We start from the raw sequence: 22,874 nt of genomic DNA, 5'->3' as shown, positions 1-22,874 counted from the left end.
ATGTTCATCGGAGTCCTGCTGGTCATCACCTGGTTGATCCTGTTGCTACGCTACCCGGCCAAGGCCTTGCCGGTGTCTCTGGCGGCGGCCATCGGGCTGGGGTTAGTCGCAACCTGGGTCATGTGGCTGGACAACCGCGAGATCAAGCAACTCGCGCGGCTGGAGTTGCGCATCACCTACGCACCGGAACACTGCCCGGCGGATCGTCCGCTGGAACTGAAGCTGAACAACGGCAACGACGTGCCGCTGACCGAGTTGCGCTGGCGGGTCGCCGCCTATGCGCCGGGCGATACGGTCAATCTGGCGGACAATCAATACGCCGCGCCGCGCTACCGTGGCCCCGGCGAATTGCAGGCCGGCGCCACGTGGGAAGACTGCTTGCCGATGCCGCCGCTGCGTCCGGGCTATCGCCCACAAACCCTGGAGTTTCGCGCCGAGCATTTGCAAGGTAGTTTCTCTGACTGATCCTTCTCCCCCCTCTTCTCCTTGCACAAGGACCGCGCCATGCCCGTCGCATTAATCACCGGTTGTTCCAGCGGCATTGGCCGCGCCCTGGCTGACGCCTTCAAAAACGCCGGGTTCGAGGTCTTGGCCACCGCGCGCAAGGCTGAAGATGTAGCGATACTCGCCGCAGCCGGGTTCACCGCCGTGCAACTGGACGTCAATGACGGGCCGGCACTCGAACAATTGAGTGAGCGGATCAACCAGCAACACGGCGGCCTTGACGTACTGATCAACAACGCCGGTTACGGCGCCATGGGGCCACTGCTCGACGGCGGTGTCGCGGCGATGCAACGGCAGTTCGAAACCAATGTGTTTGCCGTGGTCGGTGTCACCCGCGCGCTGTTTCCCGTGCTGCGTCGCGCCAAGGGATTAGTGGTGAATATCGGCAGCGTCTCCGGCGTTTTGGTCACACCATTCGCCGGTGCCTATTGCGCCTCGAAAGCCGCGGTGCATGCCTTGAGCGATGCGCTGCGCATGGAACTGGCACCCTTCGGCATCCGGGTGATGGAAGTCCAGCCCGGCGCCATCGCCTCCAGTTTTGCCAGGAATGCAGGCATTGAAGCCGAACAACTGATCAGCGAACAATCGCCCTGGTGGCCGCTGCGCGAGGGAATTCGTGCCCGGGCCAAGGCTTCTCAGAACAACCCGACCCCGGCGAGCACATTTGCCAACGATCTGCTCAAGGCTGTGCAGCACAGCAAACCGCCGCACTTGTTGCGTCTGGGTAATGGCAGTCGAGCGTTGCCGCTAATGGCCGCGTTACTGCCCAGAGGTCTGCTCGATATCATCCTGAAGAAGAAGTTTGCGCTCAATAACACGCTCTAACATCCGCCCTCGCGCTGCGGACATCGCTCCGCAGCCAACCGCAATAAACCTCAACTAAGCAATCAAACAACAGACATAAACAAACACATTAAACCAGCAACTAAATATAGCAATAGCATCTACCGATCTATAACTTGCTCACTCATGAGGCCTGCCTATCAGCCCCCATGAAAAACCACATCTAAAAAAACAATTAATCCGTTCTTCATATCGGACACTGAAACTCATACAAGGTAAATACCATGGACGCTATTACCCATAACCAGATTACTTTTTTCATCCCGGGAGACCGTGATCCGCATTTCGGTCTCGAAGGCGTTATCACTCTGTTTGAACTCAAGCACGCACTTGACACCGACCGGCATGTGAAAGGTTTCACTGTGTTGGCAGACGACAAGATTCTGGTGAGTGCATGGCTGGCCCGCGACCTGAAAGGGATCTATGGGCTGGCACGCTTCAATCCTGATGGCAGCGTCGACACCTCGTTTGCCGACATGGGCCTGGCGCAAGGCAACTTTGCCGATGGATACGACTCGACAGGCGGCCAGCTCGCCGTTCAGGACGACGGCCACATCATCATGCTGGGCTGGTCCCGCGAAGTAGACGTTTACAGCCCGAAACGCCTGGTCATTGCTCGCTTCGATATCAATGGCCTGGTTGACCGCAGCTTTGGTGAACAGGGCTGCGTGGTCATTGAAAACAGCGCCCTCGGGGAGTTGGTTGACGACTCCAGCACCCTGCAATTGCTGGCAGACGGAACAATCCTCGTCAGCGCAACCTACTTGAAAGGGGATACCTCTAGCGGTCTGGTATTGCGAGTCGACACTCGCGGCAATCTGGATAAAAGCTTCAATAAAACCGGACAACTCGAGATCAATCATCAGGCGTTCACCCGTCTGTCAGTCACTGCCATCCGGGTGCAGGCCGATAACACTATTCTGGTCGCGGGTAGTGCTCAACGTTCACTGTCTGAAACACAAGGCTATGTCGCTCGTTATTCTCACGAGGGTGAACTTGACACTCACTTTGGCGGCACTCAAACACCCGGTTTCTCCCTGGTAAACATTCCGAATGGTACGGTTATCTTTCACGAACTTATCGACACCGCCGCCGGTAACGTCGTGGGTATTGGCCAGGCAAGTTCCGGTCAAAGAAACTGGGGCCTGCTCGTGGGCTTCGACACGACCGGCAACCCATTCCCCGAGTTCAATCAGGGTCGCCCGGTATTGACTTCGTTCAATGCCGACCATGGGAACGAGTGGGTGTGTGCGACCCGGCAGGCGGATGGCAGCATCGTCACCGCTGGCGGCTCCAGTCGCCTGTATATCGCGCGCTATCTGGCCAACGGCTCCGTTGACCGAAGCTTCGGTCAAAACGGTTGCATCCAGGAAGACACTCAACTGGTGACCACACCAGCGCTTCTACAAACACAAGCAACCGGTCGTATTCTGCTGGCGGGCAACACCCTGGGCTTAGGTGGCGCACTCGGCCATGTTTACGGCTATCAGGGCTGATTCTCCCTACCCTGGCAAGCGCCCCTGACCACACAGCTTGTTAGAGCTGTGTGGTCAGCCTTTAACCTTCATGAAATCAATAAACGCCTGCACCTTCAGTGGCCCTTGCGCTATTCCCCTTGTCAGCCATCCTGCGTCTGGACACCACCAAGCTGCTGACGCACATTACCCCTCACTCACCCAAGGAGAAAAACCGCATGACGGACTATCGCGAATACTTCAACGAAGTGACCCAGACCCTTGCCGACATCGAGCAATGGTTTTCCGGCAGCGCCGACAAAGGCCTACTGACGCAGTTGCTGGCACGTTTCTCGCCGCAGTTTTCGATGATCGCGCCCGGCGGCAATGTGCTGGATTATCCGGGTTTGAGCGAGCTGTTCGATAAACTCGGCGGCGCTCGCCCGGGCTTGAAAATCAGCCTGAGCGAATGGAGCGGGATTGACCAACATGCAGGCGGCGCCACCGTCAGCTACCGCGAGGTGCAATCCGATGCGAGCGGCGTGCTGAATGATCGGCGTGCGACGGCGGTGATTGAAAAACTGCCGTCAGGTGCGTTGCTGTGGCGGCATTTGCATGAGACGTATTGTCAGGGCTGAATGAGATCGCTCCCACTGAAGAGTGGGAGCGATCAAAAGGACGTTTATCTCGCGTAGGTTTTTGAAGGACAATGGCCCGCGCGTCTGAGGACGGTTCCGACACGTTTTGACGGTTGCGTTGGGTGATGGGGGACGGATAACCTTTTCGGGTCGCTGCCCATTCAGCGATCGGGTGTGGTAGCCCGGATATCTCATAGGAGTGACTTAACCTATTGGAGCATCACCATGTCTAAAGCTACCCCCAATCCCACTGAAACCGACAGCACCTCCCCTTACGCCTCCCTCGATTCAAAAGAACTCCACGCCGCCGCGCACCGTGCGCTCGACCATTACCTGGTGCTACCCAAGACCAAGCAATTGTTGGCCGACCGACGTCCCGGCTGCATTTTCGTCATCGCCCCCGATGTCGACAGTGAAACCCTGCTGGCCCACGCCTGCGAGACGCTCGCGTCGGTGAACGTCATGGCCAGCGATCTGGCGTTTGAGCTTGAAGGTCCCAAGCGCAATATCGCGCTGGCGATTCAGCAGATGATTTCACTGGCCGAGTTGGCGGTGAATCGCGCGCTGGATCACCTTGATCCACCGGACTCTCCGGAGTAACAGCTGCTACAAACTTTTGTGGCGAGGGAGCTTGCTCCCGCTCGGCGGCGAAGCCGTCGTAAACCTGGGTACGCGGTGTAACGGACAAAATGGAGTTGTGACCATTTGGGGCCGCTTCGCGACCCAGCGGGAGCAAGCTCCCTCGCCACAGGGTTACTCCACACCGTCCTGATTGACCACCACCGTACAAGTAATTCCCGCCGCCAACAGCACCCCGTCCGGCACTTCATCAATGTGAATCCGCACCGGCACCCGTTGTGCCAAACGCACCCAGTTAAAGGTCGGATTCACGTCGGCGATCAGCTCGCGGCTTTCCGGGTTATCGCGGTCGTAGATGCCGCGCGATATGCTTTCGACATGGCCCTTGAGCACTTCACCGCTCATCAATTGCATGTCGGCCTGATCGCCGACTTTCACATGCGGCAGTTTGGTTTCTTCGAAGAAGCCGTAGACCCAGAACGAGTTCATGTCGACCACGGCCATTTTCGCTTCGCCGATGCGCGCATAGTCGCCGCGATGGACGTTGAGGTTGGTGACATAACCGTCCACCGCCGCCAGCACTTTGGTGCGCTTGAGGTTCAACTCTGCGGCCTCAAGCTGTGCCTGGGCCTGTTGGTAATCGGCCAGCGCCGAGTCGGCAATGTTGCTGGCGTCGTCGCGGTTTTCCTTGGAGATCACCAGGTTGTCGAGGTCGGCGCGACGGTGCGCGTTGACCTTGCGCATCTCCCAGGTGGCTTTGCGCGAAGCGACCAGCGATTGCGCCTGTTTCACCGCGATCTGGTAGTGCTCGGGATCGATCTGCATCAGCAGGTCGCCCTTTTTCACCAACTGGTTGTCACGTACCGGCACGTCGACCACTTCGCCGGTGACGTCGGCGGCGACATTGATGATGTCGGCGCGCACCCGGCCATCACGGGTCCACGGAGTGTCCATGTAATGCACCCAGAGGGTCCGGCCGATCCACAGCGCGAGGGCCAGTACCAACAAGGTCGCGAGCAGGCTGAAGAGTTTTTTCATCGAATCGGTCTCAAGAGTAAACAGTCAGCGCAAGAGCGCCGAACAAACAGGTGAAGAGGCTCAGGCGCAGCAGCGCCGGGTGCCAGAAGAAGCGGTACAGATCAAACCCGGACAAAAACCGGTCGAGTGCCCAGGCCATTGCCGCAGCGATGAAAAACATCAGGGTCATGGTCGGCATGTACACGCCGTGGAAGGCGATTTCACGAGGCATGGTCAGGTCCTTGCGGGGCAGCGAGCGCTGCCAGCGGTGATTGCGGGTCGAGCAACGAAGTGCGGATGAAATGCAGGTAGCTCTTCACCCGGCGCAAGGCCGAGGTGTCGAAGTGCGGGGCGAAGGGTTCGTCGGTGGCCTGGACGCGGCTGATGGCGTGGTCGACCGCCACCAGGCTGCGCTCCAGATTGCTTTGGCTCGGTTGCAGAAATAGCCGCACCAGCGAGCGGCCCATGACCCGGATCGCCTGGCGCCACGGTTGGGTTTCGGCATACGCCGGGTGCACCGGCAAGATCGCCTGTTCCTTGCGCAACTCGATGATCGCGTGGCCGACTTCCAGCACCACGAACATCCAGCGCAGCAGATCGCGCTGCACCTTAGGCTGTCCGGTGGCCAGGCCATAAGCCTGGTGCACCAGATCGCGGGTGCTGCTTTCAAAACCCGATGCCAACCCCTTGAGCTTGCCGCTGATAGCGAACACCACTTGCCCGCGCAAGTCCTGCTCCAGTCGCCGCCACAACCAGCGACTATTGGGCGGCAGGATGATCGCCCCGGCCGCCGCGCACACCAGCATGCCCATGATCATCGCGATGTAGTCGTTGATGAAGGTGTAGGGGTTGTAGACCGTCAGGTTGTCCGGCACTGAACCGGTGCTGAAAAAGATCAGCAACCCCAGGCCGACACCGGCGTACTGCGGCCGTGAGGTGAGAAACGAACCGAGCACGATCACCGGCGCCAACATCACGCACAACAGTGGGAAACCGTCGATCCACGGGAAGATGAAAAACATCTCGACGAAGCCGATCAGCGCCCCGAGCAACGTCCCGCAGGCCATCTGGAACGCCATGCGCTTGGGGTTTGGCGTGGCCGCCGAGAGACCGACCGTGGCAGCAGCGATCAAGGTCATGGTCGCGCCGCTCGGCCACGCGGTGGCGACCCAGTAACTGCCCAGCACAATCAGAATGAACGACGCCCGAATGCCCGCCGCGGTCGACGCCAGCCAGTTGGTTTTCGGGGTGTAGGGCTCATCCCATTGCTCGCGTTCGTGGCGGTGCTCGGCCAGCGAGGCGTGGGTCTGTGCATAACTGTGCACTTCGTCGACGAAGCGGTAGAGCAACTCGTAGGCGGTGTGGAAATCCAGTTGCTCGGCGTCGCTCGGTTCGCTCTGCTGAAAGCTCGCCCGCAAGCTGCGCACCCGCGCCGGCAGCCCTTCTTTATAGGCGGCCAATTGCGCTGCCAGACGCGCTGCGTCGGCATGCGTCAGCGCACGACCCGAGAAGCCATCGAGCACTTCGGCGAGGTCCTGCAACCCGGGTTTGATCGCAGCCACTACCTGTTCGGTGCCGCTGCTGCGCAAGCGTTCGAGCAATTGGTGCAAGGCGTTGAACCGGGTGGTGATGCCCATGAATTCGCTGTTCAAGCGACTGAGCCGACCATTGCGCCGACGCATGTGCGGGTCTTCGAACACGGTGACGCTGCGCAAGCCTTCCAGGCCCACGGCTTCGGCGATAAAGCGCACGTTGCCGGCTTCGAACGCCTCGCGTTGGCTGCGCCCGCGCAAGCCATCGGTGACGAACAGCGCAAACACTCCGAAGCGCTGATACAAGGCGTTGCGCATCGCCGCGCTGGCGGTTTGCGGGAGAATCGCGGCGCTGACCAGGGTCGAGCAGAGAATCCCCAGGGAGATTTCCAGCACCCGCCAGACTGCCGCCATGAACGCGCCGTCCGGGTGCGCCAGCGCCGGCAAGCCGACCATCGCCGCCGTATAACCGGCGAGCACAAACCCGTAGGCGCGGAAGTTGCGATAACGCGCGGCACCGGCCGTGCAGATGCCGACCCAGATCGCCAGCGAGCCGAGGAACAGTTCGGTGTTCTGGGCGAACAAGGCAATCAGCGCGACCATCACCGCCGAGCCAGCCAGCGTACCGAGGAAGCGATAGAAGCTCTTGGCGAACACCTGGCCGCTCTGCGGCTGCATGACGATGAACACGGTGATCATCGCGGTGCGCGGTTGCGGCAGCTCCAGGCGCATGGCCAGCCAGAGGGTCAGGAACGCGGCGGTCAGCACCTTGAAGATGTAGACCCAGGTCACGCCGTCACTGCGTGCCCAGTCGAAAAAACCCCGGCGCCATTCAAGGGAATACAGCCAGCGCAGCGGTGCAGGCAAGGGAGTCATGGTGTCCTGTTCAGTGGTCGAGGGCAGAGAGAATGGCTGGGGTTTTCGGCGCCTGGACTTTGCCGTCTGGCGGCACGTCGTTACCGGCGCCGAGCCCGCCACCAAGGGCAGTGACCAGTTCGGCATGGGCGCTCAAACGCGCGGCCTGAACCTGTTGTTGCACTTGCTGCTGCTTGAACAGCAGGCTTTGGGCATTCAGCACGTTGAGGTAATCAGTGAGCCCGCGCTGATAGGCGATCATCGCGATGTCGTAGGTTTTCTGCGCCGCCGCCACCGACTCGGCCGCGAACGCTTGCTGCTTGTCCATGGACTCGCGGCGGATCAACTGATCGGAGATGCTTTTGAGCGCATCGACCAGGGTCTGGTTGTACTTGGCCACGGCGATGTCATAGCCGGCCGAGGCTTCGCCCAACTCCGAGCGCAAGCGCCCACCGTCGAAGATCGGCAGGGAGATTGCCGGCCCGACGTTGTAGTTGAGCTTCTTGCCGGTCAGAAACTCCAGCGCCCCGCCACCGGTGGCCATGTAACCAAGGCTGCCGACCAGATCGACGTTGGGGTAGAAGCCAGCGTGCGCCACCTCGATCCCGCGCGCCTGGGCCGCGACTTGCCAGCGACTGGCAACCACGTCCGGGCGTTGGCCGAGCAATTGCGCAGGTAATGCCGAGGGTAGTTTCAGTGCGGTGCCAAGGGACAGCGTCGGACGCTGCAACTGTGCGCCCTCCCCTGGTCCTTTCCCTGCCAATGCCGCAAGTTGATTGCGGCTCAGGGCGATTTCTTCGTCCAGTGCATCCAGTTGTCGATGGGTTTCCGGCAACGGGGTTTGTGCCTGGCTGACTTCGAAATGGGTGCCGATGCCGCCATCCAGGCGCTTTTGTGCAAGGTCGAGAATCTGCTGTTGCTGCTTGAGGGTCGCGACCACGATGTCCCGCTGCGCGTAATGCAGCGACAGCTGGATGTAGGCGCGGACCACATTGTTCTGCAATTCGAGCTGAGCCATGCGCGCTTCGGCGGCGCTCATGTGGGCCATGTCGACGGCGCGTTCGGTGGCATTGCTTTCGCGGCCCCAAAGGTCGAGGGCGTAGCTGAAGCCGAGGGCGGCGTTGTTGTCCCAAGTGGTGGTGTTGGCCAGCTCGCCCGGACCGTAAAACTGATCGGTGGGCCAGTTATGGCGCTTGAGGGTGGATTGGCCATTGACCTGCAACGACTCGGCCGATTCGGCAACACCGGCCATGGACTTGGCCTGACGCACACGAGCGGCGGCCATGGCCATGCTCGGGCTGCCTTGCACGGCGAGGTCGATCCAGTGATTGAGTTGCGGGTCGCCATAGGCCTGCCACCACTGCGCGGTGGGCCAGTGAGCGTCCTTGACGGCGCTTTGAATGGCCTCGTCGGTGGCCAATGTATTGGCGTCGAATGCCTTGCCCTGTGGCGCAATACCTCCGGTTCCGATGCAGCCGCTGATTGCTAACGATAAAACCCAAACACTGAGAGTCTTCAGCTCTCTGCTGATGCGACGCGGCACTGCTGCAAATTCCTGAGGTGGGGAGGACGTCCCGTAAGAGATGGGCGCAATTCTAGGGGTGGGCTTGAGCAGCGATAAGCCGGGAATCCTGTGAATCTTTGTTACCGTTCACGAGATAATCCCTTGGTCGGGGTCACAGCACTCCGTAACTTCGTGTCACAATTTGTCATCGCACCCGAGAGCACCCCATGGACACTTTGCAAAACATGCGCGCCTTCAGCTGTGTCGCCGAAGCCGGCAGCTTCACTGCCGCTGCCGTGCAGCTCGATACCACGACAGCCAACGTCTCGCGCGCGGTCTCCAACCTGGAAGCCCACCTGCAAACCCGGTTGCTCAACCGCACCACCCGCCGCATCGCCCTGACCGAGGCCGGTAAACGTTATTTGCTGCGCTGCGGGCAGATCCTCGCCTATGTCGAGGAAGCCGAAGCCGAGGCCAGCGACGCCCATGCGCGCCCGGCCGGGCAGCTCAAGGTGCACACCATGACCGGGATCGGTCAGCACTTCGTGATCGATGCAATCGCCCGCTATCGCAAGTCCCACCCGGACGTGACCTTCGACCTGACCATGGCCAACCGCGTACCGGATTTGCTGGACGAGGGCTACGACGTATCGATCGTGCTGGCCAGCGAACTGCCGGACTCGGGTTTCGTTTCGCAACGGCTGGGCATCACCTACAGCATCGTTTGCGCGTCGCCTGCTTATGTAAAAGCCAACGGCTGCGCGCAGAAGCCCAGCGACCTGCTGAATCACGCCTGCCTGCGCCTGGTCAGCCCGGTGATTCCGCTGGAGAAATGGCTGTTCGACGGCCCGGAAGGCCAGGAAATGGTCACCATCAACAGCTCACCGTTTCTGGTGAACTCCGCCGACGCGATGAAAACCGCGATCATCAGCGGCATGGGCGTCGGTGTGTTGCCGGTCTATGCCGCCATCGAAGGTCTGCGCAATGGCAGCCTGGTGCGGGTCATGCCCAACTACCGCTCGCAGGAGCTGAACCTGTACGCCATCTACCCGTCGCGTCAGTACCTGGATGCGAAGATCAAGACCTGGGTCGAGTACCTGCGCGGCTCGCTGCCGGAGATCCTCGCGGCGCATCAGGCGGAATTGGCGGCGTATGAGTTGAGCGGGAGTCTGGGTGGGGCTCGGTTGGCCAATTGATCCTAAGGATTGACCCGATCCAGTGTGGCGAGGGAGCTTGCTCCCGCTCGAGTGCGCAGCGCTCGCAATCGCGTCAATGAGCTAATTCAGGTAAGTCGAGATTGAAAGGCTGACGACTGCTGCGCAGCCGAGCGGGAGCAAGCTCCCTCGCCACAGGGTTTGTGTTCGCCCACAGCCTGTGGCTCTCGCAAAAACCCGTCAGAGAATGTTAGCGTGCTTGGCATTCTCCTCCGCCTGACGAGCCTTCCTGCGATGAAAAAGACCGTACTTGCCTTCAGCCGTGTCTCGCCCGAAATGGTCGAGTCCTTGCGACACGACTTCGAGGTGATCGTGCCCAACCCCAAGCTGGGTGACATCAATGCACAATTCAACGAAGCCCTGCCCCACGCTCACGGCTTGATCGGCGTTGGTCGCAAGCTCGGTCGGGCCCAATTGGAGAACGCCAGCAAACTCGAAGTGGTGTCCAGTGTCTCGGTCGGCTACGACAACTACGACCTGGCCTACTTCAACGAACGCGGGATCATGCTCACCAACACCCCGGACGTGCTGACCGAAAGCACCGCCGACCTGGCCTTTGCCTTGCTGATGAGTAGTGCCCGACGTGTCGCCGAGCTGGACGCCTGGACCAAGGCCGGGCAATGGCAGGCCACGGTCGGTGCGCCGCTGTTTGGTTGCGACGTGCATGGCAAGACCCTGGGCATCGTCGGCATGGGCAACATTGGCGCGGCCATTGCCCGACGCGGTCGCCTGGGCTTCAACATGCCGATTCTGTACAGCGGCAACAACCGTAAGCCCCAGCTTGAACAGGAGCTCGGCGCGCAGTTTCGCAGCCTTGATCAGTTGCTGGCCGAAGCCGATTTCGTTTGCCTGGTAGTGCCTCTCAGCGACAAGACCCGGCACCTGATCAGCCATCGCGAACTGGCACTGATGAAGCCGAGCGCGATTCTGGTGAATATTTCCCGTGGCCCGGTGGTCGATGAACCGGCGCTGATCGAGGCCTTGCAGAACAACCGGATCCGCGGGGCGGGGCTGGATGTCTACGAGAAGGAACCGCTGGCCGAGTCGCCGCTGTTCCAGCTGAAGAACGCCGTGACCTTGCCGCACATCGGTTCGGCCACCCATGAAACCCGCGAAGCCATGGCCCACCGCGCCTTGGCCAACCTGCGTAGCGCGTTGTTGGGCGAGCGGCCGCAGGATCTGGTGAATCCGCAGGTGTGGAAGGGGTGATAGAAACAGGGCACGTTCCAGCTGAGCGCGCCCTGCCCCCCGTTACGACAACGCATCATGTCATTCGACGACATCAAAGTACTTGAAATTAGACGGTGTCGTGTCATTCACGAAGTACAGTGCAAATGCCGTTTCGCCAATCAATCGATTGATTATGTCTTCAGGCACCAGCGCCTCGATATTCTTCTCTTCGTTCAGCGTAAATCGGTCTTCATAATCGACAATTCCGGGGGTGGCGCTCCCCAGATAAAAAAGGACTGTATTGCCGGGCTCGAATTCGTCATAACCAAGCCCCACCCAAAGCCCATCCTTCGAAACACACGCATGACTCAATTTGCCATTGGCATCCAGCAACTGGATAACTGGCGCCGGCGGCAAAGCCTCGTTTGAGTAATCCTGATTATTTAAAGATTTACGAATATTCGCGATGATTGCAAGTTGATCTTTATTCATGGTAATTCCACCCTAGGTATGATCGAGACACCTTCCAGAATCCAGACCACGCTAAACAGAACACACCCAGGTGTCTACTGTCACAGTTGACAGTAGACAACCCTGAAATAACAGTGACCACCCGAGCATTCAAACTACGACAGGACACAACTTGCAATTCAGTCCCCTGCCCGGCATTTTTTTTGCGTTATAAACTCCTGCCCCGACAGCCTGCATAGTGCAGGCCCCGGATGTGGAGAGTGCGCAACATGATAAATTTCACGACGGCCTGCTTAATCAGGCGCAGTAAGTTGCTCCTGGTTTTAATGGCAGGAGGATTTGGCCTGCTTATTGTATTCAGCAATGTGACTGACTACGCCTCAAACTACGAGTTTGTGGGACATATCCTCAGCATGGACACAACCCGTCCCAACGAAACCCTGCGCTATCGCGCCATCACTTCCCCCATGCTGCACCATAGAATCTACTGGATGATCATCACCCTGGAGACAACCTACACCGCCTGTTGTTTATTGGGGGCCTATCAGCTTTACACAAAACTCAATGCGCCGCGCAAAGAGTTCCACGAGGCAAAGAAATACGGAATTGTCGGTTTGATGATCGGCATTTTCGTGTATTACTTCTGTATACAGGTGATCGCCAATGAATGGTTCGACATGGACACTTCCGCAGAATGGAATGCCATGGCATGGACCCGAAGCATTATCGGTTACATGATGACCGCACTTATTTATCTGTCACTGAAAACCGACAATTAACCCACATCGTACGGATCACCCCGATAAGGCAAAGTGTAACTTGATCGATCACGCCAACTTGCCACTGCCCACCGTCACTCGCGCCTTGGGTTTGCGAAACACCAACACGTTACCCAACATGACCAGTACCAACCCGGCTAAAGCGGGTGTGGTCCATTGATAGCCTTCGGCGAAGGCCGACACGTTCAAAGCCACTACCGGGAACAGCACCGTGCAATACGCCGCACGTTCAGGCCCCATGCGTCCGACCAGGGTCAGGTACGCGGTGAAACCAATCACCGAGCCCGGAATCACCAGGTACAACAACGAGCCGATGTAACGAGTATTCCATTCAATGTCGAAGGGAATACCTTTGACCAGGCAGTACATCGACAGCATCGCGGCGCCATAGGCCATGCCCCAGGCGTTGGTGGTCAGTGGCTTGAGGCCGGCTTTCTGTTGCAGGCTCGAGAGCATGTTGCCGGCCGAGAAACACAGTGTGCCCAGCAACGCCAGAGCCAGGCCAAGCAGGGTTTGCGGGCTGGCGGTATGGCCGACCAGTTCCGGCCAGAACAACAAGCCCAGCCCGATCAACCCCAGCGCGCCGCCCATCAACACATTGCGGGCCACTTTCTGGCCGAAGAACACCCGCGCATTCAGCGCATTCCACAGCGTGGCAGTGGAGAACACCACGGCGACCAGACCGCTGGGAATCCACTGGCTGGCGGTGAGGAAGCACATGAAATTGATGCAGAACAAGCACAACCCCTGGGCCAGGCAGATCAGATGACCGCGCCGGTTCATCACTTGCAGGCGTCGGCTGAGCAGTAACATCACGAACAGCACCAGCGATGCCAGGCCGAAGCGATAAACGATCGACACCGGAATCGCCACCACCCCCAGTTGCAGTTTCAGGGCGATCCAGGTGGTGCCCCAGATCAGCACCGTTAGCAGGTATAGCGAGAGGTTCATGTCGGCAACTCCTGAAGATGGCCTTCAGTCTGTTCTCGAGGCAGGCCGTGCGCTTGCATAAACTTGCGCTTTTGTCAGGCGACGGGCTGGCAGCGTCGAGGCGACGGAGTAGGATGCAAGGCGTTGGAGAGAGCCGATCATGCCCGCACTGGAAACCCTGCAAGTCTTTCAAGCCCTCAACCGCTCGCCGAATGCTCGCCTTGAGCACAGCGCCGAGCTCGGTGACGGCATGGCTGCAGCTCTGTGGAGCAACCATCACGACGCCCAGGACTATGAAGCGCCCGGTCATCACACCCTCTCCTGCTACATCGCCGGTGGCACCGGGACCTTTCGCCGCGAGCAGCCCGGCACCAAGGGCGGCCCGGACAAACTCTGCATCTTGCCCGCCGAACACCAGTCGGCCTGGGTGATCAACGGTGGAATCCGCCTGGCTCACCTGTACTTCAGCCCCGAGCAATTTGCCCTCGGCTGCGTCACCCTGCTCGACCGTGAACCGCGTGAACTGCAATTGCAGGAAAGCACCTTTCTCGAAGACCCGGTGCAAGCCCGGCGTTTCCGTCAGTTGATTGAATTGAACTGGGACGAGCCCGGCGAACGCCTGCTGACCAGCAGCCTCGCGCATGAAATGCTCAGCCACACACTGCTCAGCCAGGTTGGCCTGCGACAGGGTTTGCGCCTAAAGGGTGGGCTGGCGGCACATCAGCGTCGACAGCTGATCGAGTACATCGACCAGCAATTGGCCGAGCCAATCAGCCTCGGTCAATTGGCCGGCTTGTGCGCCTTGTCGGAGTACCACTTCGCGCGGATGTTTCGCGAAAGCTTCGGCCTGCCGCCGCATCAATACCTGTTGGCCCGCCGCCTGGCTCACGCCCGGCATTTGCTGCGCAACAGCTCACAGCCGCTCGGTGAGATTGCACTGGCCTGCGGTTTTGCCAGCGCCAGCCATTTCACCAATCGCTTTCGCCAGGCCATGAAGGGCACGCCCGGCGAATACCGCCAGGCGTTTTTGCGTTAACACGGCCCCGATGCAATGCTCCTACGGAGCCAGGGTGGTGACCGAAAAGGTGTTGGCGTGAAACAGCGGATCCGGCTTGGGTTCAGCCTTGCTCGGCACAGGCTGGGTGAAGTCCATCGCTGGCAGGTAAACCTTTTTACTGAGTGGATCGAAGGCCATGTTGTAGGCCATCGGCAAGGTGCTGACGCTGGCCTGCGCCTGGTAATGATCGGCATCGAGTTGCTTGACGATGCTCAGGTTGGCATCGACTCCGCTGGGGATCAGCAACTGCCGGTTGTCCGCGTCATAGACCAGCGCGTTGACGTCACGGGTGATCGGCAGACGGGCCTTCAACGCACCGCTCTGAAGATCGGCGACGACCAGTTGCGGCTTTTCGCCCCGGCAGGCAATGAACAAACGTCCGCGCTCGGCATCCTGCGCCAGCGCACTGGGTCGCGCGCAGCCTTCGAATTGCCAGGTGTCGAGGACTTCAAAACTGCTCGCCGAGAAACGAGCGACCTTGCCCTCATCACGCATCGGCAGGAAGAAACTGCCGTCGCCCTTGACCAGCAACGGGTCGATTTTCTTCACGTCCAGTTCATGCGCGGCGCTGATGCGCTCTTGCTTCGGATCGAACACAAACAAGGTCGAACGATCGGCGCGCCGGCCGCTGACGATGATCACCTGACCCGTGCGCGGTTCATACACCGCGCTGTTGAGGTTGCTCTGGGCCACCGGGATGCGCTTGAGCAGTTTGAGTGTGGACAACTCGACCACGCCCAGGCTGCCGTCGGTATTGAGCACAAACACCCGGTTCAATGTCGGCACGAACACCACGCCGTTGGCGCCCGCTGAGTCGTCGATGGTTTTCAGCAGACGTTGCTGCTCGACATCGAACACGCTCAGGCCGTTTTCCCGGCGGGCCAAAAACAGATAAGGCCGCGTCGGGTCGAGGGCGACAAAACCCCAGCTGTCTCCCGAGCCGGGCAAGCTCACCTGCTGCTCGCGATGGTAAACCCGGGCATCCGGTGCCGGCGTGGCAGACGCCGCACCGCTAAATGCCAGCGCCAAAACAGCAATCTTCAAAGCTTTCATCAGAACTCCAACGTGCTGGACAGCGAGATCTGGCGCGAATCGCCCATCGACACAAAGAACCGGTTGACGGCCGAGGTGTAGTAGGTGCGGTCGAAGAGGTTTTTCACGTTGAGCTGGAACTTGACCTTCTGCCCGTCGAGCTTGGTGTCGTAGGTGGCGAAGGCATCGGCCACCGTGTAGCTCGGCAGGTCGAAGTCGTTCACCGCGTTACCGGCCCGCTCGCCGACATACCGGGCGCCTGCGCCGACCCGCAACTGGTCGCCACCGACGATGGTGCCGAAGTCATAGACTGCCGACAGCGAGCCGGTGTTTTTCGCCACGTTTTGCAGTCGTTTGCCTTTGTAGGTCGGGTCTTCGGTGACCTCGGCGTCGGTGTAGGCGTAGCTGCCGATCATGCTCCAGCGGTCGCTCAACTGACCGGTCAGGTCCACTTCCAGGCCACGGGAACGCACTTCACCGGCCGCACTGTAGGTGGTGACCAACGGGTTCTCGGAGTTAGACACCAGCACGTTGCGTTTCTTGATGTCGAACAGCGCAATATTGCCGGTCACGCGACCCGGCATGTCGAGCTTGGCCCCCAGTTCCCACGACTTGGCTTCTTCCGGTGCAATGCTGCCATCGAGCACGATCGAGCTGCCGCTCAATGGCGCGATGGTCGAGTTCGGTTTGAAGGATTCGGTGTAGCTGCCGTAGAACGACAACTCGTCGGTATAGCGATACACCAGGCCGGCACGCGGCACCCATTTCTGACCGTTGCTGTCGGTGTTGGCCTTGAACGGACGGCCCTTGCCGGCGTACTGGTCGTACTCCTGGAAGCGTCCGCCAGCCACCAGAATCCACTGGTCGTTCAGGTGGATCGAGTCCTGCAGGAACACCGAATCGCTGCGCAGCAGATCGGTCTGATTGCTGTCCGCTGCGCTGACCGTGGTGCCTGCCACTTCACGACCGTAGACCGGGTCCAGATAGCTGAAGGACGGGAACAGGCTCTTCTGCCGGATCAGGTCGGCGCGGTAGATCTTGCGGTATTCGTCATCCACACCGAACACCAGATCGTGTTGCATGCCGGCCACATCGACCTTGCCTTCAAGGCTGGCGGTGGTGAAGCGATCGGTGGTCAGGGCGCCTTGGGTGCCGTCCATACTGCGGGTCAGCGTGCCTTTTTTCGGGTCGATGGCGGTGATGCGAACCTGGCTGGCGTCGTAGGTTTCGCGGTTCCAGCTGTAGCCGAAGTGGGCTTTCCAGTTGTCATTGAGCTCGTGGTCGGCTTCGAAATGGTACAGGTCCGAACGGCCTTCCATATTGTTGAACGGCTCGTCGAGACGCCGGCCACGCGGGATGTCCAACGGATGATTGGTGCGCGGGTCAATGGCCGTGCCACGGTCGAACGGTGCAAGAAACTCGCGGTGCTCGTAGGCAAACAACAGCTTGGTGCTCTCGCCGAACCAGGCCAGGGACGGCGCGATCAACGTCTCGCGATGCGTGCCGAAATTGCGCCAGTAGTCTTCATCTTCGTGGTCCAGCACCATTCGGTAGGCCAGACCGGAGTCGCCCAGTGGCCCGGTGCTGTCGAGGCTGCCACCGCTGCCGTTCTTGCCGTTGCCATAGCTCGAGCCGCGCAGGGTCAAGGCGTTGTATTGCGTCAGTTCGGGCTTCTTGCTGACCATGTTCACCACGCCACCGGGGTCCTGGATGCCGTAGAGCAACGAGGCCGGTCCCTTCAAGACTTCAACCCGATCCACCGAGGCGTTCAGGCCACGGCCCTGCACCAGCGGCATGCCATCGCGCATGATCGAGCCGTTGCGGTTGTCACCGAAACCGCGAGTCATCACCGAATCCTGAGTACTCCCCAGCGTGTTGCCTTGGGTAATGCCGCTGACATTGGCCAGCGCATCGTCCAGATTGCGCGGCACCTGGTCACGCAGCACCTGGGCCGGGATCACGTTGATGGTCTGGGGGATTTCCTGAAGCGAGGCCGATGAACGTGCCACGGAGGTGGTGGACGGCGGCTGATAGCTCATCGGTTGCTCAACCGCCGAGGTGATGGTGGTCGCGCCGAGATTCAGCGCGCCTTCGGTGGGTTGTGGTTCAAGGGCCAGCGTGTGGGCGTCGGTCTGGCGGAAGGTGAAACCGGATTTGCTCAACAAGCGCTGCATGGCTTGCTCGGCACTCATCTCGCCGTTGATGGCCGGTGCGCTGAGACCGTAGGGCGCTTCATCGGTGTAAACCACGCTGATGCCGGTGACCCGGCTGAAGTCGCTCAACGCCTGGGGCAAGGGTTTGCTGGCAATGTTGAAGCTGAACAGCGCGCGGTGTTGCTCACTGGACTGCGCAGCGCACGCCACGCTCAATGGCAACAAGGCCAACGCCGAAACGGTCAGCGCAGAAGCGCCAAACCACTGTTTAACCAAACCGCCTGCCGCCGATTTTGCCCTGGACTTCATTGCTCGTGACCTGTGTGTAGAAATGCTGCGGATGCGAATGAATCGCACTTTCACCACTACACGGATGTCACTCGGGTTTACCTCACATGAAAATTGAAAATAGTTTCAAAGCCCCTTACACAGCCAGACATGCAGCGCTATTTCACCTTCACGATGCGCCCTGCACTCTTCGCAGAACCAACGGGTTTGCCTTGTTGATCCATGCGGTGCAAGTAATTGATCAGGCTATCCAGGTCCGTCACTTCCAAATCGCTACGGTTGATGCCCTGTTTGAAAAGACTGAAGCGATCGCCACCGTCGGCCAGAAAGCCGTTCACCACCAGTCGATAATTGCGCTCAGGCTGCACTGGCTTACCGTTGAGACGAACACTGCCGGGGATCACCCGACTCCCCAACGGGCGCGTAGAGTCCCAGCGATAGCTGAAGCCCCTGGAAACTTGCAGCGCATTAAAATCACCTGCGGTTTTCCATTGCTGATTAAGCAATTGTTCGAGTTGCCGCCCCTTCAGGTCGAAGGCGATCAGGGTGTTGTTAAACGGCTGCACCGTCGCCACCTGCCCATAATTCAGGCGTTTGAGACCAGGCTCCAGGGCCAGGTCGCCACGAATGCCACCGTTGTTCATGAAAGCGATTTGCGCACCATGTGTGGCGCCTGCCGCCAATTGAGCATCGGCGATCAAGTCACCCAACGGCGTCTCCCCCGCCGCATTGGCACGTCGAGTGATCGGTGAAGCCGCGATAGCGCCGACCGGTTTGAGCAGCACGTTATTGCTGCGTACTTCAACTTCCCGCTGCAAGGCAAGCATCTGTGGATCGGCTGGATATTGCGTCGGATCGGCCAACAGATTAGTTGCGTGAATGCCCGTGACCCGATGCTGACCAGGAGTCACATCGAGCGTCAGGCGGGTCATCAGATGCCCATACGAACTGCCCTGAGTCACCAGCAGAGGACCGACCTTGCACAGATAACCTTGATGGGAATGCCCGGAGATCAACACATCGACCGCCGGATCGAGTCGCTTGGCCACGTCAACGATATCGCCTCTCAGTTGGCTGCAGTCCTGTTTGTCGTAGGGTTCGGGGGTTGAGCCGCCCTGGTGCACCACCGCGACAATCGCATTGACGCCCTGGCGGTTGAGTTCCGGGATCAGCCGATTGATCGACTCGGCCTCGTCCTCGGTACGCAACCCCTGCAGGCCCTTGGCGCTGACCACGGAGGCAACATCGCGCAGCACCGCGCCGACAAAGGCGATTTTCTGGCCTTTGACCTCTTCGATACGGTACGGCGGCAACAGGGTTTTGCCGGTATCGGTGTCGATCAGGTTCGCCGCCAGGTACGGGAAACCGCTGCCGGGATAGCGGGCGCGAAACTGACAGGCCTTGGTCGGACGAGTCGATTCGCAGCCGCCATTGAGCTGGCGCAGGAACTCCGCCTTGCCGTTGTCCAGCTCATGATTGCCGATGGCGCTGAGTTTCATGTCCATGGACCGCAGCGCTTCGAGCGTCGGTTCGTCGGCCCACATCGCCGACAGCGGCGGACTGCCACCCACCAGGTCACCGGCACCGATGAACACCAGCTGTGGGTCGTCCTTGCGCAGTTGCGTCAGCATCCCGCCGAGGGTCGCAATGCCCCCGGCCTTGAGCATGCGCACACCATCAGCGGCCGCGCTGTCACGAACCGAATACGGGTTGGCCTGCAAATAACCGTGCAGATCGTTGATTGCCACGATGCTCACGGTAACCGGTTGGGCTGGTGGCTGAACATGGGCGCAACCGCCCAGCGCGGCGACAGCCAGGGCGACTGCACTGAGCAGCCTTGGCAGGGAATGATGTGTCATGGGGTCATCCTTGTTCGCTAATCGAAATCCGCAGGAGATCAGGCCGATTGCAGTTGGCCGTGTATCGCTTGCGGCACTTCAACCTGTTTTAGCGTAGTCCCCATCCCTGCACGCAGCAGGAGGATTTTCAGGTGGTCGGTAATACGCTCGACCCGGTCCTGGAAGTGGTTGTGGAAAATCATGCTGCCCAACGCGACGGCGATCCCAAGCGCCGTGGCGTACAGCGCAGTCCCAATGCCTTTGGAGACTTCACCGGGGTCCGAAACGCCGGTCTCGGCCAATGCCTTGAAGGTGTCGATGATCCCCAGAATCGTCCCCAGCAGCCCCAGCAATGGCGCTGCGGTAACCACGGTTTCAAGCAACCACAAACCGTGCATCAGCTTGCTGCGGGTAGAAATGTAGATCGACTCACTGAGGTCTTCCAGATCCTTGTGCGTCGCCAGCCCTTGTTTGTGCGCAAACAGCGTTTCAAGCATTTCCAGTGGCAGGCTGTTGCGCTGGCACAACGCGGCGGGAAGGTCCTCGACAGCGTGCATGGTCGGGTTTAGCACTGCTTCGAGTTTTTTCGCCTGCCGCAGGCTGAAGCTGAAGTAAATTCCGCGTTCGACGGCGATGAAAGCGGCAATCGCAGCCGCGCCGTACAGGGTGTAGAAGGTAATGTCGTGCAGCAGATTCATGTCCATCGGTAAACCCTCGGGTCAGAACGAATTCAGCGAAATCAGAAAGCCGCTTCCAGCGAAACCACGGCCGTGCGTTCTTCGCCGACGTTGTAGTACGCGGTACTTGGGGCCAGGCCATTGGTGGGTTGCGAGTTGAACGACACGGTGCGCACCGAGGCCAGGTATTCCTTGTCGAATACGTTGAGCATCGAGAAGCGCAGGGTCGCCTTCTTGAACACCTTCTTGTCGACTGGCAGGTACACGCCGGCATTGAGGTCGACCACAGTGCGCCCGGCGATCTTCTCGTCGTTGGTCAAATCGCCGTAGTAACTGCCCACGTACTTGCCCGCGACGTTGCCGTAGAAGCGGTTGTCGTCATAACCCAGGCTGAGGTTGAGCATGTTTTGCGGCACGTTGGTCAGCTGCTTGCCGGAGGTTGGCAGCAACACGCCCTTGTTCTTGAAGTCGTCCTGCTGCTCGGAACGGGTGTAGGTGTACGAGGCGTAATAGTTAAAGTTGTGCGGCAGTAAACCACTCCACTCCAGCTCCAGGCCTTTGTTGGTCACCTCACCGACGTTGGCCACGACAAAGTCGCCATTGAGGTCGGTAGTCGACAGCTGCCGATCCTTGAAGGTGATGTAGAACAGGCTCGCACTGAGCGCCATGGCCTCTTCGCTGTAACGCCAACCCAACTCCTGGTTCCAGCTCAACTCGGGTTTCAGGCTGATGGAGTCGCCCTTGTTGTACAGCACGTAATTGGGTGGGGTGCGCATGTTGCGGGTGACGTTATAGAACGTCTGGTTGCGCGCATCGATCTGGTACTTGGCGCTGAAGCTGGGCAGGAACTCGTGGTAGCGGGCGTCCTTCTTTTCCGGCTTGTCGGTCAGGCTGCCAAGGTTGTCGCCTTCACGCTCGACGTACTGATACGCCAGTGCACCGGTCAACGTCAGGTCCGGCGTGGCGAGCCAGGTGTCCTGAATCCACAGTTTTTGTGCCGGGGTCACGGTGTATTGATGGCGGCCCTGAACGGTCTTGCCGTTTCGGTCGACCAATTGATTGGACGCACCGTAGTCGCCCCATATATCCACCGGACTGCCACCGGGATCGATCGCGATATACGGCTGGGTCTGGCGTTGGCGAGCGCGTTCGTACCAGTAGCCAACGTCCAGGCTGTGCTCATCGTTGATGTCCCATTTGAGTTTGCTGGTCATGCCGGGGCGCCAGGTCTCGGTCCAGGACGGTCGGTAGTAGGTATTGGCACCCAGCCCCGTGAGGTCAAAGTTACCGGCCTTGTCCGAGGTGCTGGAGAGTGCCGTGGAGGTCTGGCTGCTGTAGCTGCCGCCGCTGGACCAGACGTAATACGGGTTGAATGTCAGGCTCAGGTCATCGCGCAGTTGAAAGCGCTGAGTGACCGAAGACGTCACGCTTTCAAAGGGATTGCGATTGAGCTTGAAGGACTGCAACACCTGGCCGGCCTTGTTGTATACGGTGTTTTCGGCGTAATCCAGTCGTCGCCCCTGGCTCTCGAACTGGGCTTTGCTCAGGGTGTTGTAGTTGTAGTTTTCCTGCCGGTTGTATTTGACGATGGCGTTGGTCGAGTTGCCATTGCCGTCCTCGAACAAGGTGTTCCATTCCACCTTGTCAGCCAGCAATGAGCCCTTGCCCCGCCATTTGTCGCCCTCTGTATGCGACGCCGAAACCCAGGTCTTGAAGCCGCCCAGATCACCGGTGTTGATCCGCGCGAAGGTCTTGTGCAGGTTGTTTGAACCCAGGGCCTGTTTGACGAAGACGCCGGGATCCTTCTCCGGGCGAATCGTCACCAGACCGATATTGCCGCCACTGGAGCCGATGTGCGGACCGTCAGCCTCGGCGGAGCCCTGAGTGACAAACACTTCGGCGAGGTTTTCCGGATCGCCAAGCAGGTTCGGGTAAATGTTGTAGTCACCCGAATCATTGATCGGGAATCCGTCGGAAGAAAGACCGACCTGATCGGAGTTCATCCCGCGCATAGTGAAACTGGTGCCGCTCAGTCCGGTGGCATCGGTGCTGGAAACGTTGATCCCCGGTGTGTACTTGAGCTTGTCCAGGGCGTTGGCCGTGGGCGCCATTTCGTCCATGGCTTCTTTGGTCACGGTGGAGCGCGATTTGGCACTTTCTTCCTTGATCATATGGCCGTTGCCCAGGGTTTGTTTGCCGGTCACATTCACCGCGCCGACATCTACCGAGTCATCAGCCAGTACCTGCGGCGCAAAGCCGCCCAGGCCCGATGCTAATAGCAGGGCATAGAGTTTATTGATCTTCACGGGTAATCCCTTACATACATCTATCTGTTAGTG

At 59.5% G+C, this 22,874-nt stretch carries 20 protein-coding genes; 9 read left to right on the top strand and 11 right to left on the bottom strand.

Going from position 1 to position 22,874, the window contains the following annotated elements; all coding sequences use genetic code 11:
• From AC1RJ3_RS23200 to AC1RJ3_RS23180, 5 genes are all read left to right on the top strand, one after another.
• Window positions 1-465: a multidrug transporter gene (locus AC1RJ3_RS23200; protein ID WP_103315727.1), complete on the top strand. Its 465-nt coding sequence runs from the start codon at window positions 1-3 to the stop codon at window positions 463-465.
• A 39-nt stretch (window positions 466-504) separates the two neighbouring features.
• Window positions 505-1,329 carry an SDR family oxidoreductase gene (locus AC1RJ3_RS23195; RefSeq protein ID WP_493080723.1) on the top strand — a complete coding sequence of 275 codons (825 nt, stop codon included), beginning with the start codon at window positions 505-507 and terminating at the stop codon, window positions 1,327-1,329.
• Window positions 1,330-1,571: 242 nt separating this feature from the next.
• Window positions 1,572-2,843, top strand: a complete 1,272-nt coding sequence (locus tag AC1RJ3_RS23190) for a hypothetical protein (RefSeq protein ID WP_493080721.1) — start codon at window positions 1,572-1,574, stop codon at window positions 2,841-2,843.
• A 197-nt stretch (window positions 2,844-3,040) separates the two neighbouring features.
• Complete coding sequence (locus AC1RJ3_RS23185; RefSeq protein WP_347927956.1) at window positions 3,041-3,439, top strand: DUF4440 domain-containing protein; 399 nt, start codon at window positions 3,041-3,043, stop codon at window positions 3,437-3,439.
• Between the two features lie 225 nt (window positions 3,440-3,664).
• Window positions 3,665-4,039 carry a DUF6124 family protein gene (locus AC1RJ3_RS23180; RefSeq protein WP_493080719.1) on the top strand — a complete coding sequence of 125 codons (375 nt, stop codon included), beginning with the start codon at window positions 3,665-3,667 and terminating at the stop codon, window positions 4,037-4,039.
• A 153-nt stretch (window positions 4,040-4,192) separates the two neighbouring features.
• Here AC1RJ3_RS23180 and AC1RJ3_RS23175 read toward each other — a convergent pair whose 3' ends face one another.
• The 4 genes from AC1RJ3_RS23175 to AC1RJ3_RS23160 are packed head-to-tail and all read right to left on the bottom strand — an operon-like array spanning window position 4,193 to window position 8,965.
• On the bottom strand, window positions 4,193-5,056 hold the full coding sequence (locus AC1RJ3_RS23175) for an efflux RND transporter periplasmic adaptor subunit (RefSeq protein WP_493080717.1): 864 nt from the start codon (window positions 5,054-5,056) through the stop codon (window positions 4,193-4,195).
• 10 nt (window positions 5,057-5,066) lie between these two features.
• The gene (locus AC1RJ3_RS23170) at window positions 5,067-5,267 is read right to left on the bottom strand and encodes a DUF1656 domain-containing protein (protein WP_054593931.1); all 201 of its coding nucleotides are present in this window, start codon (window positions 5,265-5,267) and stop codon (window positions 5,067-5,069) included.
• Entirely contained in the window at window positions 5,257-7,443 is a 2,187-nt protein-coding gene (locus AC1RJ3_RS23165; RefSeq protein WP_489112218.1) for an FUSC family protein, read from the bottom strand. Before AC1RJ3_RS23165 ends, AC1RJ3_RS23170 begins: the two co-directional genes overlap by 11 nt.
• A gap of 10 nt (window positions 7,444-7,453) precedes the next feature.
• On the bottom strand, window positions 7,454-8,965 hold the full coding sequence (locus AC1RJ3_RS23160) for an efflux transporter outer membrane subunit (protein ID WP_493080714.1): 1,512 nt from the start codon (window positions 8,963-8,965) through the stop codon (window positions 7,454-7,456).
• 188 nt (window positions 8,966-9,153) lie between these two features.
• Here AC1RJ3_RS23160 and AC1RJ3_RS23155 point away from each other — a divergent pair, with 188 nt between their 5' ends.
• Together AC1RJ3_RS23155 and AC1RJ3_RS23150 are read left to right on the top strand one after the other, a co-directional pair.
• Window positions 9,154-10,122: a LysR family transcriptional regulator gene (locus AC1RJ3_RS23155; protein ID WP_054593934.1), complete on the top strand. Its 969-nt coding sequence runs from the start codon at window positions 9,154-9,156 to the stop codon at window positions 10,120-10,122.
• A 252-nt stretch (window positions 10,123-10,374) separates the two neighbouring features.
• A complete protein-coding gene (locus AC1RJ3_RS23150) occupies window positions 10,375-11,349 on the top strand; it encodes a 2-hydroxyacid dehydrogenase (protein ID WP_493080712.1) in 975 nt (324 codons plus the stop codon).
• A gap of 60 nt (window positions 11,350-11,409) precedes the next feature.
• Here AC1RJ3_RS23150 and AC1RJ3_RS23145 read toward each other — a convergent pair whose 3' ends face one another.
• Window positions 11,410-11,802, bottom strand: coding sequence for a hypothetical protein (locus tag AC1RJ3_RS23145; protein WP_493080710.1), 393 nt, complete (start codon window positions 11,800-11,802; stop codon window positions 11,410-11,412).
• Between the two features lie 248 nt (window positions 11,803-12,050).
• Between AC1RJ3_RS23145 and AC1RJ3_RS23140 the strand changes: the two genes are divergently transcribed.
• Complete coding sequence (locus AC1RJ3_RS23140) at window positions 12,051-12,560, top strand: DUF2165 family protein (RefSeq protein WP_103315739.1); 510 nt, start codon at window positions 12,051-12,053, stop codon at window positions 12,558-12,560.
• Window positions 12,561-12,608: 48 nt separating this feature from the next.
• Here the strand turns inward: AC1RJ3_RS23140 and AC1RJ3_RS23135 are convergent, their stop codons facing one another.
• Window positions 12,609-13,511, bottom strand: coding sequence for a DMT family transporter (locus AC1RJ3_RS23135; protein ID WP_103315740.1), 903 nt, complete (start codon window positions 13,509-13,511; stop codon window positions 12,609-12,611).
• Window positions 13,512-13,650: 139 nt separating this feature from the next.
• Between AC1RJ3_RS23135 and AC1RJ3_RS23130 the strand changes: the two genes are divergently transcribed.
• Window positions 13,651-14,526 (top strand): helix-turn-helix domain-containing protein, encoded by an 876-nt coding sequence (locus tag AC1RJ3_RS23130; protein ID WP_054593939.1) that lies wholly within the window; start codon window positions 13,651-13,653, stop codon window positions 14,524-14,526.
• A gap of 21 nt (window positions 14,527-14,547) precedes the next feature.
• Here AC1RJ3_RS23130 and AC1RJ3_RS23125 read toward each other — a convergent pair whose 3' ends face one another.
• From AC1RJ3_RS23125 to AC1RJ3_RS23105, 5 genes are all read right to left on the bottom strand, one after another.
• Window positions 14,548-15,600, bottom strand: coding sequence for a hypothetical protein (locus AC1RJ3_RS23125; RefSeq protein ID WP_493080707.1), 1,053 nt, complete (start codon window positions 15,598-15,600; stop codon window positions 14,548-14,550).
• On the bottom strand, window positions 15,600-18,041 hold the full coding sequence (locus tag AC1RJ3_RS23120; protein WP_493080705.1) for a TonB-dependent siderophore receptor: 2,442 nt from the start codon (window positions 18,039-18,041) through the stop codon (window positions 15,600-15,602). The genes AC1RJ3_RS23125 and AC1RJ3_RS23120 overlap by 1 nt, the downstream gene beginning before the upstream one ends.
• A gap of 137 nt (window positions 18,042-18,178) precedes the next feature.
• Window positions 18,179-19,879, bottom strand: a complete 1,701-nt coding sequence (locus AC1RJ3_RS23115) for a bifunctional metallophosphatase/5'-nucleotidase (protein ID WP_493080703.1) — start codon at window positions 19,877-19,879, stop codon at window positions 18,179-18,181.
• 38 nt (window positions 19,880-19,917) lie between these two features.
• Complete coding sequence (locus tag AC1RJ3_RS23110; RefSeq protein ID WP_054593943.1) at window positions 19,918-20,562, bottom strand: MotA/TolQ/ExbB proton channel family protein; 645 nt, start codon at window positions 20,560-20,562, stop codon at window positions 19,918-19,920.
• A 35-nt stretch (window positions 20,563-20,597) separates the two neighbouring features.
• Complete coding sequence (locus AC1RJ3_RS23105) at window positions 20,598-22,841, bottom strand: TonB-dependent receptor family protein (RefSeq protein WP_493080701.1); 2,244 nt, start codon at window positions 22,839-22,841, stop codon at window positions 20,598-20,600.
• Window positions 22,842-22,874 lie beyond the last annotated feature (33 nt).

The sequence above is a fragment of the Pseudomonas sp. GW822-FHT04C11 genome (assembly GCF_058800905.1).
This window is presented reverse-complemented; position numbering and strand designations above follow the sequence as displayed.

Bases quoted from the DNA above. Each gene is read 5' to 3' on its own strand.
- AC1RJ3_RS23130 (WP_054593939.1), top strand. From the start codon at position 13,651: ATGCCCGCACTGGAAACCCTGCAAGTCTTTCAAGCCCTCAACCGCTCG.
- AC1RJ3_RS23175 (WP_493080717.1), bottom strand. From the start codon at position 5,056: ATGAAAAAACTCTTCAGCCTGCTCGCGACCTTGTTGGTACTGGCCCTC.
- AC1RJ3_RS23150 (WP_493080712.1), top strand. From the start codon at position 10,375: ATGAAAAAGACCGTACTTGCCTTCAGCCGTGTCTCGCCCGAAATGGTC.
- AC1RJ3_RS23185 (WP_347927956.1), top strand. From the start codon at position 3,041: ATGACGGACTATCGCGAATACTTCAACGAAGTGACCCAGACCCTTGCC.
- AC1RJ3_RS23145 (WP_493080710.1), bottom strand. From the start codon at position 11,802: ATGAATAAAGATCAACTTGCAATCATCGCGAATATTCGTAAATCTTTA.
- AC1RJ3_RS23195 (WP_493080723.1), top strand. From the start codon at position 505: ATGCCCGTCGCATTAATCACCGGTTGTTCCAGCGGCATTGGCCGCGCC.
- AC1RJ3_RS23135 (WP_103315740.1), bottom strand. From the start codon at position 13,511: ATGAACCTCTCGCTATACCTGCTAACGGTGCTGATCTGGGGCACCACC.
- AC1RJ3_RS23125 (WP_493080707.1), bottom strand. From the start codon at position 15,600: ATGAAAGCTTTGAAGATTGCTGTTTTGGCGCTGGCATTTAGCGGTGCG.
- AC1RJ3_RS23155 (WP_054593934.1), top strand. From the start codon at position 9,154: ATGGACACTTTGCAAAACATGCGCGCCTTCAGCTGTGTCGCCGAAGCC.
- AC1RJ3_RS23165 (WP_489112218.1), bottom strand. From the start codon at position 7,443: ATGACTCCCTTGCCTGCACCGCTGCGCTGGCTGTATTCCCTTGAATGG.
- AC1RJ3_RS23110 (WP_054593943.1), bottom strand. From the start codon at position 20,562: ATGGACATGAATCTGCTGCACGACATTACCTTCTACACCCTGTACGGC.
- AC1RJ3_RS23190 (WP_493080721.1), top strand. From the start codon at position 1,572: ATGGACGCTATTACCCATAACCAGATTACTTTTTTCATCCCGGGAGAC.
- AC1RJ3_RS23200 (WP_103315727.1), top strand. From the start codon at position 1: ATGTTCATCGGAGTCCTGCTGGTCATCACCTGGTTGATCCTGTTGCTA.
- AC1RJ3_RS23140 (WP_103315739.1), top strand. From the start codon at position 12,051: ATGATAAATTTCACGACGGCCTGCTTAATCAGGCGCAGTAAGTTGCTC.
- AC1RJ3_RS23115 (WP_493080703.1), bottom strand. From the start codon at position 19,879: ATGACACATCATTCCCTGCCAAGGCTGCTCAGTGCAGTCGCCCTGGCT.
- AC1RJ3_RS23170 (WP_054593931.1), bottom strand. From the start codon at position 5,267: ATGCCTCGTGAAATCGCCTTCCACGGCGTGTACATGCCGACCATGACC.
- AC1RJ3_RS23120 (WP_493080705.1), bottom strand. From the start codon at position 18,041: ATGAAGTCCAGGGCAAAATCGGCGGCAGGCGGTTTGGTTAAACAGTGG.
- AC1RJ3_RS23180 (WP_493080719.1), top strand. From the start codon at position 3,665: ATGTCTAAAGCTACCCCCAATCCCACTGAAACCGACAGCACCTCCCCT.